We start from the raw sequence: 17,142 nt of genomic DNA on the forward strand, positions 1-17,142 counted from the left end.
CCCGTTACCCCTGAACATCGGCATAGTCTCTTTTAAGCAATTGAACACAACGCTCAAGCAGATTTACCCAGGCATGCAGCAGCAAAGTAACAGCGATAAATGGCAAGGCCAGCCAGATCCAGAACTTCTTCAGCCCCAGCGTGTTAGTGGTTTCGGCATAGATGAAATTAAAGGTTTGCATCTGAAACGCTTCAGTATCAAAGCCCTGCTGGAGCAAGGTAAAGGGGTCAAACCAGCGGACACAAAAAAGCAACAGCAACCCGGCAAACAGCAATACCATCAAGTCACTAAACAACCCCAGCCATACTCGCCCGGGTGCAGGCAAAAGATCAACTATCAGCGTAACCGACAAAGTCTGACGGCGCTTGATCACCACCGATGTGGCCAGAAATGTCATCCATACCATGGCATAGATGGCCAGCTCATCCACCCAATAAATTGCCATGCCCAGCGCACGACTCACCACATTGAGTAGAATCAGCAGAGTAAGCAGAGCAGCCAACAACGCTGCCATCCACATTTCAGCGGCGGCCAGCCAATCGGAAAGTTTACGCATTACGGCCATCAATAAACCTGCTGGCAACGGCCGGAACGCCGCTGCCATTCATTGAGATCAAGGATTTCTATTACTTTCCACGGCGTCACGCAGAGCACCCAGACTGCTGGTTTTTTCAGACCAGATCGCTTCCCAGGCGGCTACGCTGTCGGCAAAGGCTTCACGATCAGCTTCGGTAATGGTGATGTCCAGCGCACGCAACTGCGCTTCCTGATCTCGCTCCTGCAGACGGAAGGTCTCCACTACATCATCCAGCTGCGTTTTCATCAAGCTGGCGAGTTGTGCCTGATCGGCTTCGTCCAGATTACGCCAGACTCTGGCGGATACCACACCCACCATCGGGAACATCATGTGATTGGAAATCAACAGATGCTCAGCCCGCTCATAAAAACGGAAAATCAGAATGGAGTCGAAATCCATATCGATGGCATCAATCTGACGGTTGGCCAGGGCATCATATACCGCAGGCAAGGGTAAGGGGGTGGGTGCGGTATTCAAAGCACTGTAGAAATCCCGGATCGGATCAAAGGGTGTAATACGCAGTTTTTTGCCCTGCAGGTCCGCTGGCGTGTCTACGGGGGTGCGGCTCATCATCTGACGCATCCCGGCCATACCGTAGCCTATCCCCACCAAACCGGCTTGCTGAGGTAGCAGATCGAACATGGCCAGCGCTGCATCAGACTGCAACAAGGCCGCGGCTTCATCAATATTATCTACCAGATAAGGCGCATATAAAGCACCGAACTCTGGTACACGATTGGACACTTCGGCTACAGTCAGAAATGCCATATCCAGTGCACCTGTCTGCAGTTGCTGTACCATTTGTGCTTCATTACCAAGCTGTGCAGCCGGAAAGACTGTTACACTATGACGACCTTCGGTTGTGGTCTCCACCTCGTCAGCAAAACGCTCGGCCGCTTGCGTCCAGTAGTGTGACGGCGGTGTAATCAGCCCTAAACGAAAGTCCTGCGCCAGCGCTGGTAAAGACAGCAAGGTCATGCAGGATGCTACACCAGCGGTAGTCAGTAGGTTGCGCAGTGAGATCATGGTTAACTCCTGATATTGTTATGTCGAGTGAGTAATTCCTGTTCACTGAATTTAAACACAATTCCAGCCAAATATGTTAGAGATGATGAAGAGAGTTAGCCTGTTTCAGTGGTTTGAAAGCCGCATTAATCCCTTTCCTGATGAAGAACCTGGGCAACCTCCCAAAGGCTTAATTGCCTTTTGTGTGTATTTTTCACGAGGCATAGGGCCCTGGCTGCTCATTGCTGCACTGATGATGACCTGTGTCGCCCTGGTTGAGGTATGGCTGTTCAGCTTTATGGGCAATCTGGTGAACTGGTTGGCGGAACAGGACCGGGAGTCCTTTCTGGCAACTGAAGGCTGGAAGCTGGCTGGTATGGCTGTTGTGATCATAGCTCTGCCACTGATGGTATTAATTCATTCACTGTTCAGTTTTCAGGTATTAATGGGTAACTACCCGATGCGTATCCGCTGGCTGATCCACCGTTATCTGTTGAAGCAGTCGATGCACTACTACCAGGAGGAGTTTGCTGGCCGTATAGCGACCAAGCTGATGCAGACAGCACTAGCGGTTCGTGAGTGTGTAATTAAGCTGATCGATGTACTCAACTATATCGGCGTCTACTTTATTGGCACCCTGGTCATCATGGCAGCGCAGATACCCGTTTGATGATCCCACTGGTAGTTTGGCTGATCGGCTACCTTCTGATGCTGCGCTACTTTGTACCCTTAATGGGTAAGGTATCACAGCGGCAGGCCGATGCCCGTTCAGTAATGACCGGTCGGGTGGTGGATGCCTATACCAATATCCAGACCGTTAAACTCTTCTCTCATGCCCAGCGTGAATCGACCTATGCCCGTGAAGGTATGGATGGATTTCTGGGTACCGTACACGAGCAGATGCGCCTGGTAACCTGGTTCAACACCTGCCTCTACCTGCTCAATTCACTGCTGTTACTGGCTGTATCCGCACTGAGTATCTGGCTGTGGCTGGGTGAGATGATCAGTATCGGTGCATTGGCGGTAGCACTGGGGTTGATCCTGAAACTATCGGGCATGTCCCAGTGGATCATGTGGGAAGTCGCGGCGCTGTTTGAGAATATCGGCACGGTACGTGATGGCATAGGCTCCATTTCCGTCCCCCAACAGGTGCAGGACAAACCGGCAGCACCTGCACTGCACGCCCCAAGAGGTGCCATCAGTTTTGATCAGATCAGTTTTCACTATGGTCAGCAATCAGGCGTTATCGAAGCACTTTCACTGGCGATCAAAGCGGGTGAAAAAGTGGGCCTGGTCGGTCGTTCCGGTGCCGGCAAATCCACCTTGGTGAATTTGCTGCTGCGTTTTTATGATCTGGAAAGTGGTCGTATTCTGATCGATGGTCAATCCATTACCGATGTGCAACAGGAGTCTTTGCGCGCCCATATCGGCATGGTCAGCCAGGACACCTCCCTGCTGCACCGTTCGGTGCGTGACAACATTGCCTACAGCCATCCCGAGGCTAGCGATGCTGAGGTGATGCAAGCCGCCAAGCGCGCCAAAGCCCATGACTTCATCCTCGGCTTGTGTGATGCCAAGGGAAATACTGGCTATGACGCCCAGGTCGGCGAGCGTGGCGTCAAGCTCTCCGGTGGCCAGCGCCAGCGTATCGCCATCGCCCGCGTCATGCTTAAAGATGCCCCCATCCTCATCCTGGATGAAGCCACCTCGGCCCTCGACTCTGAAGTAGAGTCCGCGATTCAGGAAAACCTCTACCGCCTGATGGAAGGCAAAACCGTGATCGCTATCGCCCACCGCCTCTCCACCATTGCTGCTATGGACCGCTTGGTAGTGATGGATCAGGGTCGTATTGTTGAAACAGGCAGCCACAGTGAACTGCTGGCACTGGGCGGCATCTACGCCTCGTTATGGGCACGGCAGTCAGGCGGGTTTCTGGCGGAGGATGTGGAGTGAAACGATCACTGCGCAAACCAAACCCTGCTTCATCGCTGCGCCGCCGTCCCTTGGCAGGAGCGATAGGGTGATTGCATGATGGGTTGAAGTTCACTGGGTATGCGGAGTTTGAGGTACCTGGAAGGATCGTGTTTTATTCCAACCGCTAAACCATGCTGAAGACCACCTAGATCTTGACGATTATCTGGTGGTGACTCCTCACCGATATACAGATAAACAACAGGATTGCGTCTAAAGGTTGTACCGAGCTGAATGGCTTGAATACCACTGCTTGTCAGGTTTGTACGATAGCGCAGTAAATAGGTGGAAACGAGTTCTTCTCCATCCTGAATTACGTAACGAAAATTGAACTCATCGTTGTTATCTGGGTAAGCATAAGGGCGATGCGGAAAATACCTGAAGCCACTGCGTACTAAAGTTTCTACAACATTATGTGTGCCTTCATCCTTAGGAAACTGTAAATTCACTTCAGGCTCAAGGTATAGCTGAACTTGCATCATAGGCTCATCAAGGTGATTGGCCATTTCTGTCCAATAGATTCTCACCGCCATCAGCCCCGGATCCAGTGCAATCGCCTGTTCCGACTCCAGCGAAAAAACCTCAGCAAACTCAGCGTTATATACCAATCCATCATTAAATTCCCGACAAGTGAATTGACCCTCTTGCCCGGCTTGATCAGCAGGTAAAGGCGCATTCTGAGTAGCTTCTTTGTCACCTTGTTGACAGGCGGTTAAACCAACCAGAAGTATCAGCATAATACTGATACGAAGCGATGTTATGACCATTCAATCGGCTCCTGATAACGAGGGTTCTGTTCCAATAGGGTGACCAGATTACCAATGCTGTGGGCACAGAAGGCGGTTTGAGTAAAGCCATGGAACATTTGCCCACCCAAATCGCGATTGCTGTTCGCTATGGTGTGTACGGGCGTTAAGTGATTTAAACTTTGGGCGCAATTCAGGTTAGGAAGTGTCAGCAGGTTGCGCATGGTCGGTGTACCAAAGTGAGCAATCGGGTCGCCTTCAGTCTGAACATGCAGTGCTTTTCGATACTCGTTCATATACGCTTCCAATCCAGAGGATCGGAGTTCACGTTCATATAAACTGGCTGTTTTACCCCACAGATGCCGAGCACTGGTAGCAAGACCCGGCGCATTAAAAGTGACAGTTGGCAGAGCGAGCCCTCTGCGCCATTTATCCAATGAGCATAAAGCAGCAAGGCCGCCACCCAGTGAGTGGCCAGTGATATAAAGTGAATGACCCTCACTTTGCTTTAATGCATCCCTTAACGCTGCGAGAGCATCTGGAAATTGCCGGACCATGCGGCCACGAAGAATATCATGATTGCTGGCCATATCACCATCCAGCAAACCATCAGTTCCTCGATAGGCTAGGATATTCTCAAAAATACCATCACTTAGCTCACGTCTGAAAAGAGCACCGAAAAATCCACTAGGGCGGGGACCATAAAAGTGAAGTGTCGTCCAGTTGGGTAATTCAGGGTAATTTTTATAACTAGCTTCACAGGCTCTTGCGAGATCTAACAGACTGACCATCTTATTTCCTTATCCTTGATGTGACTCTGCATAACTTCCTTCGCAGAGATTTAAAAACACATTAAGTGTATGGAAAAAATTCCTTTTTGCAAGTTTCCAAGTCATTGGCAATCAAGGGGCTCAAGGGGTCAGCCAGCTTGATTGAAACGAGATAGCTAAACCCTTGATATGACCCATTGACACCTTGATTTCAAATGCCTATATCGCCGAAACCAACCGCTGAATATGCTCATTAAGCGCCGCCTTCAACTCGTCGGGTGACTGAATTACGAAACTAAAAGGCAGCTGTGCTAACCACCAGGCAAACCAGTGATAACTGTCCGTGCTGGTGGTTAGCAGCACGCCGTTTTCTTGTTGTTCAAACATACCCTCCAAGTCGATCGTACAGTTTGACCCTGTGCCCATGTAATCCGTCACTCTACTCATATCCGTGTGCAGTAACACGCGGACAGGGTAACTACGCTCTGCCTTATATAAACTCTCTTGCAAGTGGTTAGCTGCGTCAAATTTGGCTGGTCGCACAAAATTTTTATCCAGCCGGTCAATGTCCGACAATCGGTCCAGTCGAAAGGAGCGCAAGGCCTGACGCAAATGACAAAACCCGCCCACATACCAATAGCCAGCCCGAAACACCAAACCATAGGGATCGAAGCGACGTGGCATGCTTTCACCCTGAGGTGGCTGGTAAGACATATTGACGCCCTGACAGGCCTGCGTCGCCTGAGTCAACTCCATCAACTGCTGATAACAGGATGGCTGACGCGAAGGAATCAACTGAAGGGTCTTATCAATCGCCTGCGCTTGAGATTTAAGGTGAGCAGGCATTACACGCTCCAACTTTGCCTGCACACTTGCCAGCGCCACCTCGTCTTGCAAAAGATTGTGTTCGCGCACAGCCAACAGCGCCAGCGTGATGACTCGGACTTCCGCTTCAGTAAACATCAATGGAGGGAGCTTAAAACCCGGCACCAACATATAACCACCATAGCACCCCTGTTCGGTAGTGACAGGAATACCCAAATCCTCCAACACAGCGATATAGCGCCTGACCGTGCGTCGATCAACGCCCAGCCGCTCCGCTATTTCCGCACCAGAGAGTCGGCCTCGGGCCTGCAGTAACTCCAGCAGTGCCAGCACACGGGCTGTTGGTCCGGACATAGACCCCTCCTTTTACGATAAAAACCAATCATCGCGCAGAAATAGGACAGGTTCTAGCCTACTTAGCCAATAAGATTGTTTTTGTGGCGCGGCAACTCCTCTAACACTACAACTTAATTTGTAACCTGCAAGCCACCTAAACCAAGGAGCAACCTCTATGCAAACCATGACGCTGTATACCAACCCCCAATCCCGAGGACGCATTGTCCGCTGGATGTTAGAAGAAGTAGGTCAGCCTTACGATGTGAAAGTCATGACCTTCGGCGGCGACATCAAATCAGCAGAATACCTGAAAATAAACCCCATGGGTAAGGTGCCGACTCTGGTGCACCAAGGCACGGTGATTACCGAGGTGGCAGCAATTTGCACCTATCTGGCTGAGCAGTTTCCGCAAGCTGGCCTGGCACCCGCATTAAATAGCCCAGAGCGTGGCAGTTACTACCGCTGGTTATTTTTTGTGGCCGGCCCATTTGAGATGGCAACCAGTGCAAAATCATTTGGCTGGGAGATTAATGACGACAACGCAATCTCCGTCGGGTGTGGTCATATTCAGGACACATTGCACACCGTCGAACAAACCTTGGCCAAACAGCCCTACCTGTGTGGAGATCAATTCACGACCGCCGATCTCCTAATGGCGAGCTATATCGGCTGGGAAACGATGATGAAAATCCTGGAGCCAAACCCGGTGTTTGCAGCATATGTCGAGCGCTGTGGAGAAAGAGAGGCAGCAAAACGTGCTGATATTTTAGACAATGCATTGATGGAACAAGGTGAATAGAAATAGATGAATCAATCGGTCAGCCAACTCGATCTATCACCTGGTGGCTGACTCCTTGATTAAACCAGTTCCTATTACATAAAGTAGACCGCAAGTTGTAAGAAAAGGCTCCAGCAAACGACTTACTCCCTATCTAACTCAGACCCGGTGACACTATGTCGACTTTTGCACCCAAGCCACTCATACCAATACTGACAATCGGCTTATTGGCTGTCCCGCTGCTAGCCAGTCAACAGCCACCAGCTTTTTCCCAGACCGGACTGCATGGCTGGGAAACCGAAAGCTTTAAAGGTCAGACAGACTACCAGATCGTTAAGGCAGGCGATCAGCCAGTGCTCTTTGCTCATGCCCGACAAAGTGCATCAGGGCTGGGCTGGGAAGGGGAACTCGATGTGCAAAGTACCCCATGGTTACACTGGTGCTGGTGGGTTAGCACTACCTATCCCGGTGTGGATGAAGCCAGTAAAGCCGGTGATGACTATCCGGCCAGGGTATATGCCGTGGCATCGACCGGCTTTTTTCGTTGGCAGGTGCAAGCCATCAACTATGTCTGGGCCAGTGAGCAGCCCCAAGGCACTGACTGGCCGAATGCCTATACATCCCGTGCTCGCCTGCTGGCCTTGCAGTCCGGAGATGAACGCCTGCATCGCTGGGTGGCTGAAAGCCGCCATCTGATCGACGACTTCAAGATTTACTTTGATAATCCAGACCCACAGATTCAAGCCCTGGCGCTGATGACCGATGCTGATAATACCGGCCTGGCTGCCCGCGCCTGGTACTCAGATCTGCTACTCAGCGCCAGTGCCAATCATCCTGGTTGTCCGGTAGCGCCTCCGGAAAATAGATAAACTTCTCCATTTATACCTATGAAGCCAGCGTTTTCTACAAGGTCTAATCTGCTTGGGTATTCGGGATTACCATCCCACCTCTGTTAAAACACCAGCCAGGACGCGCATAGTCAGGCACGCATTAAAAGTCAGAGACATCTCAATGCTATCCGCACAGAAACTGTAAGGTTTCGCGCCTTCAGCATGACTAAATGGTTAGTACTGTTAAGACGTTGCGATGCTGGCTTAATTTTTTTCAAATCCGTGTGTAAGGAAAATTAGTGGCAGGCGACTCATGGTAGTACTAATAAAAATGCTCCACACAAAATAAACCTATGAGGTAATGACAATGAATACTATCAATAAGACCCTTTCCAAAGCATCTCTGGCAATGGCACTGGGTGCCGCTCTTTCTGTGACGGCCATTTCAGGGACAGTTCATGCCGCTGACGCTGAGCAGGAAAAGTGTTTCGGCGTAGCGCTTGCTGGCCAGAATGACTGTGCCGCTGGTCCAGGCACGTCTTGTGCAGGCACCTCAACAAAAGATTACCAGGGAAATGCCTGGTCTTTAGTACCGGCAGGCACCTGTGAGCAGGTTGAATCAGAAACCTCACCTACTGGTTATGGCCAACTACAAGCCTTTGCTGAAAAGCAGGGCTAATCCCCAGCCAACCCAAGGAGGCCGCCGTGTCAGACCTGATTCATTCAATCCCCGCCCGCTTGGGCAATGCTATGCCCGAGCGGGCGGGGATCGGGCTTAAACCCGATCATTTCGATATGATCCTCGAATTCCTGCCGGATATAGGATTTTTCGAGATTCATGCTGAAAACTACATGGTCGACGGCGGCCCGTTTCATTTTTACCTTGAACGTATCCGCAGCCATTATCCCTTGTCAATTCATGGCGTGGGCCTGTCAATCGGGGCACAAGCACCGGTCGATGAGCAACACCTGAATCGCCTTAAAATTCTGCTGGATCGTTACCAACCCGAACTTTTTTCTGAACACCTTGCCTGGTCAACACATCAGGGCCATTACCTGAATGACCTGCTGCCAGTTCCCTATACTCAGAAAACCCTGCGCCATGTCTGTGAGCAGATTGATCACGTCCAAAACCGGCTGGGACGACGCATGCTGCTCGAGAATCCGGCGACCTACCTTGAATTTAATCAATCCAGCATGTCAGAAGCCGAGTTCATCACGGCTATTGTTCGTGAAACTGGCTGCGGGCTGCTGCTGGATATCAATAATGTGCATGTCGCCTGTACCAATCACAACCAGAACTCGCTCAATTATATTCACGCACTACCGCTGGATACCGTTGGTGAAATCCACCTCGCTGGCTTTGCTACCGATCATGACAGTGATGGGGCACCGCTGCTGATTGACAGCCATGATGCTGAAGTAGCGCCCCAGGTCTGGTCACTTTACCAGGCGACTCTGGCACTCACCGGCCCTCGCCCTACGCTGCTGGAACGGGATGGCAACATCCCGTCTCTGGAAACACTGTGCGCTGAAGCGAATCTGGCTGAGCAAATTTTGCTCAGCCAGCACCACAGCAAGGGAGAGCAGCGACATGCATAAGCCTTTCCATGATGCCTTGTTAAATGCCGACTCAGCACTACCTGCAGGGCTGACAAACTGGAATCAAACCGATGGCGAACACCGCTTTGCCGTTTATCGCAATAATGTTATGTCCTCACTGATCAATGTTCTGGCTGGCAATTTTCCGGTGGTCCAACAACTGGTAGGCGAGGCTTTTTTCCGTGCCATGGCCAGGGAGTTTGTGACTCATCACCCACCCATCACACCCATAATGCTGCTCTATGGTCAGACTTTTTCTGACTTTATCGCAGATTTTCCACCCGCCGCATCGGTTCCTTATCTGGCGGATATGGCAAGGCTTGAGTACGCCATCCAAAGCAGTCGCCACTGTGCCGACAGCCAGCCGATCAAAAGCGACCGACTCACTCGCCTGGTCGAGGATCACTATGCTCTTAGCTATACCGGCCTAAAATTGGCCGCTGCGATCCGGATTTTAACATCAGATTTCGCCGTTGCTTCTATCTGGCATGCCCATCAGGGCAGCTCACCGGCCGATTTAAGTCAAATCAATATTCATCAACCTGAAAGCTTCATGTTGTCACGTCCTGCGCTGAAGGTGCAGCTACATAGCATTGATCCAGGTGCTGCCGAATTCATCCGTCACCTGAGCCAGGGCATGCCGTTGGCACAGGCCACAGAAACCACTTACCCCTTTGATCCGGTTGCAGTACTGCAACTGCTCATTCAGCAACAGGCAATTACTGATCTGATTGATCACTCACAAAAAAAAGGTGCACTGCAATGAATACTATGATTGATCTCTATAGCCGCTTTTTGTTGTTACTTGAGCGTATCCCACATTCGCTGATTGCACTGCTGGGGAGATTTTCTATCGCGGCGGTATTCTGGCAATCCGGGCAGACCAAAATTGAAGGTTTCGCCATCAACTTCGTTACGGGTGAGTTCAGTCTGGGTTGGCCAAGCCTGGCCAACTCGACCGTGTTTCTGTTCAGGGAGGAGTATCAACTGCCCCTGATCGCGCCAGAAATGGCGGCTATTATGGCCACCGCCGCAGAACACCTGTTTCCCATACTGATTCTCTTCGGCCTTGCCACCCGCATCTCAGCACTGTCACTGTTGATTATGACTGCCGTAATACAGATTATGGTGTATCCAGGAGCCTATGCGCTTCATGGGGTTTGGGCCGTGGTGTTGCTTTATCTAATGGTACATGGAGCAGGTAGTATTTCCATTGATCGGCTGCTGAAGAAATATCAGCACTGAATCAAGGCAAATTTTCATGACGCAGTTGATCGTAAATATATATAGAATTGCAACAGCCCAGATAGTTACTCAGCCCATCATCATTCACTTATTATATATTTGTAGAAAAGGCCCGCTAAAAAAGTGCCAAACGTTTAGCCATATCTTGCCAGCGCTTTATTCGAGCATCGCTATTGGGGTTTCGCCGTGAAACCGCATCAATCAACATGTTTGTTGTTAACACTAGCCCCCAGGTCGACTCTAAGAACAATCCAGATTTGGACTTAAAGTAAATCACGTGGGCATTGTATTCACTTGCCCAGTGGCAAAACTCATCACTTATTATTACGATTGGAATGCCCTTTTCGACAGCAACCTCACACAACTTTCTACTTTCAGAGGCATAAGGCACAACATCCAGAACTACCAGGGTATCGTAGCCTTGTCGCGTTCTGGGTTTATCTTCTAACCACTCTCCCAGCATACCGTCGTGTGGAGACAAATACTGCACCCGGTCACGTGCAAGCGATAAGCGCCGGGAAAAATCTTCGGAGGTCCCTCGTATGGACTGAAAACCGGTCACATACACTCGGGTAGCCGCGCTCACACAACTCACTAAACGCTCCCAATTTTCCGTTTCAAATTGCTCGTATAAGCGCACCATACTTTTTAATTCTTGCTTTAGATTGTCTTTATAAAAAAAGTCTGATGACAATCGCTGACTTTCATTTGCTTCAATCGGAATGAACTCTTTCTGAAGCTCCTCTTTCAGCGCCGAAATTCCTTGATAGCCAGCCCGTTTCAAAAATCGGCTGACTGTAATTTGGCTAACGGCCGCTTTTTCAGCAATGGAAGCGCCTGTTTCATAACTAATTTGATCCAGATTAAGCAAAATAAACTGCGCCACACGTGCCTCTGATTTAGACACTAGCGGAATCCACTCCTGAATTTTCTGCGCCGTCGTCGTCGCTATGTATTCAGGTTTTGAAGAAAAGGTGTTTTTCATTCTACCAATGCCCCCCTGTTCACGCATTTTTTGCCATCATCTGGTGCAATTTCAGTCCAAAACAAACCAAAAAGGTGCATGCTTATTAATAAATTTACGTTTAAAAAGGAATCTATCTTCATAAACTATTAATATTTATAGAATTTAAAATTGTTAGAAACATATCATATTTTGATATTGAAAGAAAGATACTATCATCTAGAATGAAATGACGGCGCTTTGACAGGCAAAAACAACTCCTTAAGACATCATCAAGAAGGCAGACTATGAAACCGTTATTTTCTTTAAAAAGTCGTCACAAGGTAAAAAATGCGCTCGCTTTAACAAGCATTGCAATCACCTCTCTCGGCTTCATTCACTCAGCTTCGGCCGCAGAAACACTTAACCTCTATAACTGGGGCGAATACATTAACCCTGAAGTATTAACGCGTTTTACTGAAGAAACAGGCATCCAAATTAAATTGGATACCTATTCATCAAATGAAGAAATGCTAGCCAAATTACAAGCTGGTGCGACAGGGTATGACATAGTATTCCCTTCCGTACATATGCAAGACATCATGGCTAAACTAGATCTGCTCGAAAAAACCGACATCAATCAATATTCAGGTTTTGAAAATATTGATACTAACTTTCTAAATTCTGAGTCTGACCCGCATGGTGAATACTGCCTACCTACGCCTGGGGATCAGTAGGAATACTGTATAATAAAAATCTGGCTCCAAATTTGAGTTCGTGGGAGGATTTTTTCGAACTCCCAGCAGAAGGGAAAAATATCGCCATGCTGGATGACATGAGAGAAGTCATCAGTGTGGGTTTGATCACCAATGGTACAAGCGTTAATACTACTGATCGAGATGATATACAAGCTGCTCAAGATTATATCATTAAGCAAAAAAACAATATTTCTGCGTTTACCTACGATAGCATTCCTATGGTGCAATCCGGTGATATTGTAGCCGCACAATGGTATGTCGGAGCTATGCTCTACGTGTTCGATAACCCAAATGAGCTGGCTTACATTATTCCGGAAGAAGGTGCCACCATGTACCAAGAAAACATGTGTATCCTGAAAAGCGCTCCCAATAAAGATAATGCCAAGAAGTTTCTGGAGTTTTTTACCCAACCAGAGATTGCGGCTTTAAATACCAGCCAGCAAACCAATGGCACAATGAATACCAAAGCAATCGAGTTGCTACCTGAGAGTTTGCGCAACAATCCAAGCATTAACCCACCTGAAGACGTTAAAAACAAACTACAGTTATTCAAAGAGTTAGGCCAAGGCATCAGACTCTATGACCGTGCGTGGACTAGAATCCGCACATCATAACGTTACTTATCAATAAACCCAGAACTTAGGCGGGTTCACCCGCCCTTTTTCTTTCTTTGAGGCTTGTTATGTCAACGTCTACTCCCTTACCTGAATATGTAAAAATTCGTCATGCGCATCGTCAGTTCATCACACCTGAAGGATGTGTTATCAATGCATTGGATGATATTAATTTATCCATTGCTCAAAGCGAATTTATTACCTTATTAGGTCCATCAGGATGCGGCAAGACAACCCTATTAAAAATAATAGCTGGATTTGAAACCCTAGACAGCGGTGACATTCTCTTAGATGGGCAATCGATTATTCATCAACCTGCTCATAAACGTCCGGTCAATACAGTATTTCAGTCCTATGCTCTGTTTCCTCATATGACCGTCGGTGACAATGTCGGTTACGGTTTAGACATTGCTAAAGTCAACAAAGCAGAACGTAATAAACATGTCGCAGAAGCCCTGGACATGGTCGGGTTAAGTGGGATTGAGAAACGCCTACCATCCCAACTGTCAGGTGGTCAGCAACAACGTGTTGCTCTGGCTCGCGCCATTATTAATCGTCCTAAATTACTACTGCTGGATGAACCACTTTCGGCGCTGGACAAAAATCTGCGTCTAAAAATGCAGCTTGAACTCAAAAACCTACAAACCGAACTCGGCATTTGCTTCATATTCGTCACCCACGACCAGGAAGAAGCACTCACCATGTCTGATCGCGTTGTAGTGCTCAATGGCGGAAAAATTGAACAAGTGGGAACCCCCAATGAGATATACCACACGCCGCAGACGCAATTTGTGGCTAATTTTATTGGTGAAAGTAATCTCCTCTCAGGCATCGTAGTCAACAAAACGGAACAGGGTATAGACGTAAGCTGCAACGGCTTACTCATCCACAGCCAAGACACTTCGCCAGCGCTTGGTGATGAGATTGAGCTGCTATTAAGACCAGAGCACCTGTCTTTAACCCCAAATACTGATCAACAAAGCCCTCAAGGACAGTTAACCATGACATTAACACAGACCGTGTTTATCGGTACTGACTACCAACTGCATGGCATACTGGAAAATGGCATGGCATTTTCAGCCTTAACCCGAAAAACCAACCAGCCTTTAGTAAAAGGCAATGAAATCACACTGCATTATCAGATCAACGCAGTGCATACACTTCCATTAACAAAGCTAGCAAGAGGCGTATATGAAAGTATTTAACGTCTCTCGTCAGCAGCTTATGCTGTTCGCTCTACTGGCGCCAACCAGCTTATTTTTACTGATCTTTTTTGTTGGACCCTTGTTGATCATGCTCACCTATAGCTTTTTAGAACCAGGCTTATACGGTGGTGTTGAATGGAATTTTTATCACTGGAATTATGGCCGGGTATTTGGCTGGGCCGATGGTTTTTATGAAGAGTTCGATTCTGTTTATCTAAAAATATTGCTGAACTCTATTGGACTGGCCCTTGCCACCGTACTCTGTACTTTATGCATTTGTTATCCGGTCGCATTTTGGGTTTCTACCTTATCTGCAAAAAAGAAGTCCCTTTGCATATTCCTGATCACTCTACCCTTTTTCGCCAGCATGGTAGTGCGCCTTTATGCTTGGGTTTTAATACTACGTAACTCAGGCTTCGCCAATCAATTTCTACAAGCCACAGGCATTATCACAGAACCTTTAAATCTTATGTTTTCTGGCACAGCTGTCATTATCGGCATGGTATATATTTTTATTCCATTCATGTTCTTACCCATTTACTCCAGTGTTGAAAAGCTCGATAAAAATTTACTTCAAGCGTCTGAGGACTTAGGTGCCACACCTTTCACTACCTTTCGAAAGGTTATTTTTCCCTTAACACTACCTGGCATAGTGGCTGGCTGTATTTTGGTATTTATACCCAGCCTCGGCAACTTTGTTGTACCCAACCTACTTGGTGGTGCCCAAGTGTTAATGATCGGCAATATGGTAGAACAGCAATTCCTCTATGCACGTAATTGGCCATTTGGCGCGGCGCTGTCCATGGTGATTATCTTCATGATGCTAATAATTCTGTCAGCTTATTTATACAAATCAGCCAGAAGCCAAGCCGCTTTATAGGAGTTCATGATGAAAAAACAAACGCTTTTAGGCCGATTATTATCCATTTACAGTGTGTTCTTTTTTGTTTTTCTCTATGTACCCGTAATATTGATTGTTATTTATTCATTTAACGCCAACCCAGTTAACATCATGATCTGGGATGGTTTTACACTAGACTGGTACCGCAGTATTTTTGGTGCAAAAACTTCTTTATCCGATTCTTCCAGCTACGTGGACTCAACCGATCAACTACTCAATGCGCTGGTAAATAGTCTCATTGTTGCCACCAGCGCCACGCTGATTGCTACGTTGCTAGGGACAAGCACAGCGGTTGCCTTGGCACGCTACCGCTTTAAACTGCAATCGTTTTACCGTCTGCTATTGTTTGTACCTATGCTCATGCCCGATATCGTCTTAGGTATTGCCCTGCTGATTTTTTTCGTTTGGTGCTGGTTTTACGCTAGGTAGTAGTACCATCATTATTGGCCACTGCACGTTTCTAACCAGCTATGTATTTATTGTCGTCAGCGCCCGACTCGCCGGCATGAACCCCCTAACAGAAGCCGCGTCTGCGGATCTTGGTGCCAATGAATGGCAGACTTTCCGACGCGTTACCTTGCCATTAATTTTGCCTGGGGTGATCGGTGGTGCGTTATTAAGTTTTATCATTTCCATGGATGATCTGGTCATTACTTATTTTATTAGTGGCGTCGACTCAACCACACTCCCTGTTTTCATTCTTGGCATGATCCGCCGTGGTATTAAACCCGAGATCAATGCTATTGCAACACTGATGCTGCTGTTTTCCGTGGTCGTCGCCTCGGCTGGCATTTACTTCAAATCTAAAAACACCTCTACACACTTAAGAACAAAAGGCTGAACTATGCCCAAATTACGCGCACGTGCACTGGGGCTACCTTTCCCTGGAACCACAGGCCCCTTCAATGCCATTACGGATGTTCCCGGAATTCAAGTAGGTTACAAAACGCTGATAAACGATGATCCAAGCTCGCCCACCAGAACCGGTGTAACGGCCATATTACCCCGTGGACGAAACACCACACCACAACCGGTATGGGCAGGTATGTACGCACTCAATGGTAACGGTGAAATGACAGGTACTCACTGGATTCAGGATGGTGGCTATTTTGTTGGGCCCCTTATGATCACTAATTCCCATGCCGTTGGCATTACCCACCACGCCGCCGTGAAATGGACTGTAGCGCAATACAAAGACGCATGGCATAACAACCACCTTTGGGCCATGCCAGTCGTCGCAGAAACCTATGATGGTGTCATCAATGACATCAATGCCATGCATGTTACCGAGCAGGATGCACTCGAAGCATTAGCCAATGCCAAGTCAGGTAAAATCGAAGAAGGCAACGTCGGTGGTGGAACAGGGATGATTGCCTATGATTTTAAAGGCGGCACTGGAACCGCCTCTCGACGGGTCGAAATAGCCAACACAACCTACACGGTCGCCGCCCTAGTGCAGGCCAACCATGGTATTCGTCCCTGGTTTACCGTGTTGGGTGCTCCGATTGGAAAACTGATGCCTCACGACCGCATTCACCCTGTGCATGAACAAGGCTCTATCATTGTCATTATTGCCACAGACGCACCAATGCTGCCCCATCAGCTCAAACGCCTTGCCAAACGTGCCGCCCTTGGCGTTGGGAAAAATGGTTCTCCGGGGGGCAATAACTCTGGCGATATTTTCCTCGCCTTTAGCACTGCGAATGAACGGGACTTACCGCAACTATCGGCACCGGTTTGTGCAATGGACTATTTAAACGATGAGGTCTTTGATGATTTTTACATGGCCGCTGTAGAAGCAACAGAAGAGTCCATCATTAATGCCATGGTAGCGGCAGAAGACACCCCCACCTTTAAACAACCTGCAAATAAAATTTGTAAAGCTATCGATGGAGAAAAACTCGCAACCATGGTCAACAGTTTCCATGCGGCCAGTCAAATGTGGCATAAGGTGCAATAAGCTACACACTTGTTTACAACCTATACCCCCACGACATAGCGCACATCCTTTACATATAAAAGCAAARCCCTACCTA

At 48.2% G+C, this 17,142-nt stretch carries 19 protein-coding genes and 1 pseudogene; 14 read left to right on the forward strand and 6 right to left on the reverse strand.

Features of this window, described 5'->3' with window-relative positions:
- Positions 1–4 precede the first annotated feature (4 nt).
- Together LH51_RS09265 and LH51_RS09270 are read right to left on the reverse strand one after the other, a co-directional pair.
- Positions 5–556: a TRAP transporter small permease gene (locus LH51_RS09265; RefSeq protein ID WP_235263632.1), complete on the reverse strand. Its 552-nt coding sequence runs from the start codon at positions 554–556 to the stop codon at positions 5–7.
- 57 nt (positions 557–613) lie between these two features.
- Positions 614–1,603 carry a TRAP transporter substrate-binding protein gene (locus tag LH51_RS09270; protein ID WP_036521767.1) on the reverse strand — a complete coding sequence of 330 codons (990 nt, stop codon included), beginning with the start codon at positions 1,601–1,603 and terminating at the stop codon, positions 614–616.
- A 100-nt stretch (positions 1,604–1,703) separates the two neighbouring features.
- Between LH51_RS09270 and LH51_RS09275 the strand changes: the two are divergent.
- Positions 1,704–3,535, forward strand: a pseudogene (locus LH51_RS09275) (ABC transporter ATP-binding protein).
- Between the two features lie 29 nt (positions 3,536–3,564).
- Here the strand turns inward: LH51_RS09275 and LH51_RS09280 are convergent.
- The 3 genes from LH51_RS09280 to LH51_RS09290 all read right to left on the reverse strand — a co-directional run bounded on the left by LH51_RS09280 (position 3,565) and on the right by LH51_RS09290 (position 6,248).
- Complete coding sequence (locus LH51_RS09280) at positions 3,565–4,320, reverse strand: hypothetical protein (RefSeq protein WP_036521770.1); 756 nt, start codon at positions 4,318–4,320, stop codon at positions 3,565–3,567.
- A complete protein-coding gene (locus LH51_RS09285) occupies positions 4,311–5,090 on the reverse strand; it encodes a lipase family protein (protein ID WP_036521771.1) in 780 nt (259 codons plus the stop codon). The genes LH51_RS09280 and LH51_RS09285 overlap by 10 nt, the downstream gene beginning before the upstream one ends.
- A gap of 198 nt (positions 5,091–5,288) precedes the next feature.
- Positions 5,289–6,248 carry a helix-turn-helix transcriptional regulator gene (locus LH51_RS09290; protein ID WP_036521773.1) on the reverse strand — a complete coding sequence of 320 codons (960 nt, stop codon included), beginning with the start codon at positions 6,246–6,248 and terminating at the stop codon, positions 5,289–5,291.
- 157 nt (positions 6,249–6,405) lie between these two features.
- On the opposite strand from LH51_RS09290, the gene LH51_RS09295 reads away from it, so the two are divergent.
- The 6 genes from LH51_RS09295 (at position 6,406) to LH51_RS09320 (ending at position 10,685) form a co-directional block, all read left to right on the forward strand.
- Entirely contained in the window at positions 6,406–7,029 is a 624-nt protein-coding gene (locus LH51_RS09295) for a glutathione S-transferase family protein (RefSeq protein WP_036521774.1), read from the forward strand.
- A 155-nt stretch (positions 7,030–7,184) separates the two neighbouring features.
- Entirely contained in the window at positions 7,185–7,877 is a 693-nt protein-coding gene (locus LH51_RS09300) for a DUF3047 domain-containing protein (RefSeq protein ID WP_036521775.1), read from the forward strand.
- A 328-nt stretch (positions 7,878–8,205) separates the two neighbouring features.
- The gene (locus LH51_RS09305; RefSeq protein ID WP_036521777.1) at positions 8,206–8,517 is read left to right on the forward strand and encodes a BufA1 family periplasmic bufferin-type metallophore; all 312 of its coding nucleotides are present in this window, start codon (positions 8,206–8,208) and stop codon (positions 8,515–8,517) included.
- 26 nt (positions 8,518–8,543) lie between these two features.
- Entirely contained in the window at positions 8,544–9,440 is an 897-nt protein-coding gene (bufB, locus tag LH51_RS09310; RefSeq protein WP_235263633.1) for an MNIO family bufferin maturase, read from the forward strand.
- Positions 9,433–10,206 (forward strand): HvfC/BufC N-terminal domain-containing protein, encoded by a 774-nt coding sequence (locus LH51_RS09315; RefSeq protein WP_036521779.1) that lies wholly within the window; start codon positions 9,433–9,435, stop codon positions 10,204–10,206. The genes bufB and LH51_RS09315 overlap by 8 nt, the downstream gene beginning before the upstream one ends.
- Complete coding sequence (locus LH51_RS09320; RefSeq protein WP_235263634.1) at positions 10,203–10,685, forward strand: DoxX family protein; 483 nt, start codon at positions 10,203–10,205, stop codon at positions 10,683–10,685. Before LH51_RS09315 ends, LH51_RS09320 begins: the two co-directional genes overlap by 4 nt.
- Before the next feature lie 115 nt (positions 10,686–10,800).
- Here the strand turns inward: LH51_RS09320 and LH51_RS09325 are convergent, their stop codons facing one another.
- Entirely contained in the window at positions 10,801–11,697 is an 897-nt protein-coding gene (locus tag LH51_RS09325) for a MurR/RpiR family transcriptional regulator (protein WP_235263635.1), read from the reverse strand.
- A gap of 239 nt (positions 11,698–11,936) precedes the next feature.
- Between LH51_RS09325 and LH51_RS22520 the strand changes: the two genes are divergently transcribed.
- The 7 genes from LH51_RS22520 to LH51_RS09350 all read left to right on the forward strand — a co-directional run bounded on the left by LH51_RS22520 (position 11,937) and on the right by LH51_RS09350 (position 17,066).
- Positions 11,937–12,365: an ABC transporter substrate-binding protein gene (locus LH51_RS22520; protein WP_235263636.1), complete on the forward strand. Its 429-nt coding sequence runs from the start codon at positions 11,937–11,939 to the stop codon at positions 12,363–12,365.
- Between the two features lie 32 nt (positions 12,366–12,397).
- Positions 12,398–13,000: an extracellular solute-binding protein gene (locus LH51_RS22525; protein ID WP_235263637.1), complete on the forward strand. Its 603-nt coding sequence runs from the start codon at positions 12,398–12,400 to the stop codon at positions 12,998–13,000.
- 68 nt (positions 13,001–13,068) lie between these two features.
- Positions 13,069–14,205 carry an ABC transporter ATP-binding protein gene (locus tag LH51_RS09335; protein ID WP_052063626.1) on the forward strand — a complete coding sequence of 379 codons (1,137 nt, stop codon included), beginning with the start codon at positions 13,069–13,071 and terminating at the stop codon, positions 14,203–14,205.
- Positions 14,192–15,085: an ABC transporter permease gene (locus LH51_RS09340; protein WP_036521784.1), complete on the forward strand. Its 894-nt coding sequence runs from the start codon at positions 14,192–14,194 to the stop codon at positions 15,083–15,085. The genes LH51_RS09335 and LH51_RS09340 overlap by 14 nt, the downstream gene beginning before the upstream one ends.
- Before the next feature lie 9 nt (positions 15,086–15,094).
- Positions 15,095–15,535: an ABC transporter permease gene (locus tag LH51_RS22530; protein ID WP_235263638.1), complete on the forward strand. Its 441-nt coding sequence runs from the start codon at positions 15,095–15,097 to the stop codon at positions 15,533–15,535.
- Between the two features lie 49 nt (positions 15,536–15,584).
- Positions 15,585–15,947, forward strand: a complete 363-nt coding sequence (locus LH51_RS22535; protein ID WP_235263640.1) for an ABC transporter permease — start codon at positions 15,585–15,587, stop codon at positions 15,945–15,947.
- A 3-nt stretch (positions 15,948–15,950) separates the two neighbouring features.
- Positions 15,951–17,066, forward strand: a complete 1,116-nt coding sequence (locus LH51_RS09350) for a DmpA family aminopeptidase (protein ID WP_036521786.1) — start codon at positions 15,951–15,953, stop codon at positions 17,064–17,066.
- Positions 17,067–17,142: the final 76 nt, after the last annotated feature.

Source organism: Nitrincola sp. A-D6 (assembly GCF_000764495.1).
Lineage (GTDB): Bacteria > Pseudomonadota > Gammaproteobacteria > Pseudomonadales > Balneatricaceae > Nitrincola.

Excerpts from the sequence above, each read along its gene's own strand:
- LH51_RS09265 (WP_235263632.1), bottom strand. The coding sequence starts at position 556 with ATGCGTAAACTTTCCGATTGGCTGGCCGCCGCTGAAATGTGGATGGCA.
- LH51_RS09270 (WP_036521767.1), bottom strand. The coding sequence starts at position 1,603 with ATGATCTCACTGCGCAACCTACTGACTACCGCTGGTGTAGCATCCTGC.
- LH51_RS09280 (WP_036521770.1), bottom strand. The coding sequence starts at position 4,320 with ATGGTCATAACATCGCTTCGTATCAGTATTATGCTGATACTTCTGGTT.
- LH51_RS09285 (WP_036521771.1), bottom strand. The coding sequence starts at position 5,090 with ATGGTCAGTCTGTTAGATCTCGCAAGAGCCTGTGAAGCTAGTTATAAA.
- LH51_RS09290 (WP_036521773.1), bottom strand. The coding sequence starts at position 6,248 with ATGTCCGGACCAACAGCCCGTGTGCTGGCACTGCTGGAGTTACTGCAG.
- LH51_RS09295 (WP_036521774.1), top strand. The coding sequence starts at position 6,406 with ATGCAAACCATGACGCTGTATACCAACCCCCAATCCCGAGGACGCATT.
- LH51_RS09300 (WP_036521775.1), top strand. The coding sequence starts at position 7,185 with ATGTCGACTTTTGCACCCAAGCCACTCATACCAATACTGACAATCGGC.
- LH51_RS09305 (WP_036521777.1), top strand. The coding sequence starts at position 8,206 with ATGAATACTATCAATAAGACCCTTTCCAAAGCATCTCTGGCAATGGCA.
- LH51_RS09315 (WP_036521779.1), top strand. The coding sequence starts at position 9,433 with ATGCATAAGCCTTTCCATGATGCCTTGTTAAATGCCGACTCAGCACTA.
- LH51_RS09320 (WP_235263634.1), top strand. The coding sequence starts at position 10,203 with ATGAATACTATGATTGATCTCTATAGCCGCTTTTTGTTGTTACTTGAG.
- LH51_RS09325 (WP_235263635.1), bottom strand. The coding sequence starts at position 11,697 with ATGCGTGAACAGGGGGGCATTGGTAGAATGAAAAACACCTTTTCTTCA.
- LH51_RS22520 (WP_235263636.1), top strand. The coding sequence starts at position 11,937 with ATGAAACCGTTATTTTCTTTAAAAAGTCGTCACAAGGTAAAAAATGCG.
- LH51_RS09335 (WP_052063626.1), top strand. The coding sequence starts at position 13,069 with ATGTCAACGTCTACTCCCTTACCTGAATATGTAAAAATTCGTCATGCG.
- LH51_RS09340 (WP_036521784.1), top strand. The coding sequence starts at position 14,192 with ATGAAAGTATTTAACGTCTCTCGTCAGCAGCTTATGCTGTTCGCTCTA.
- LH51_RS22530 (WP_235263638.1), top strand. The coding sequence starts at position 15,095 with ATGAAAAAACAAACGCTTTTAGGCCGATTATTATCCATTTACAGTGTG.
- LH51_RS09350 (WP_036521786.1), top strand. The coding sequence starts at position 15,951 with ATGCCCAAATTACGCGCACGTGCACTGGGGCTACCTTTCCCTGGAACC.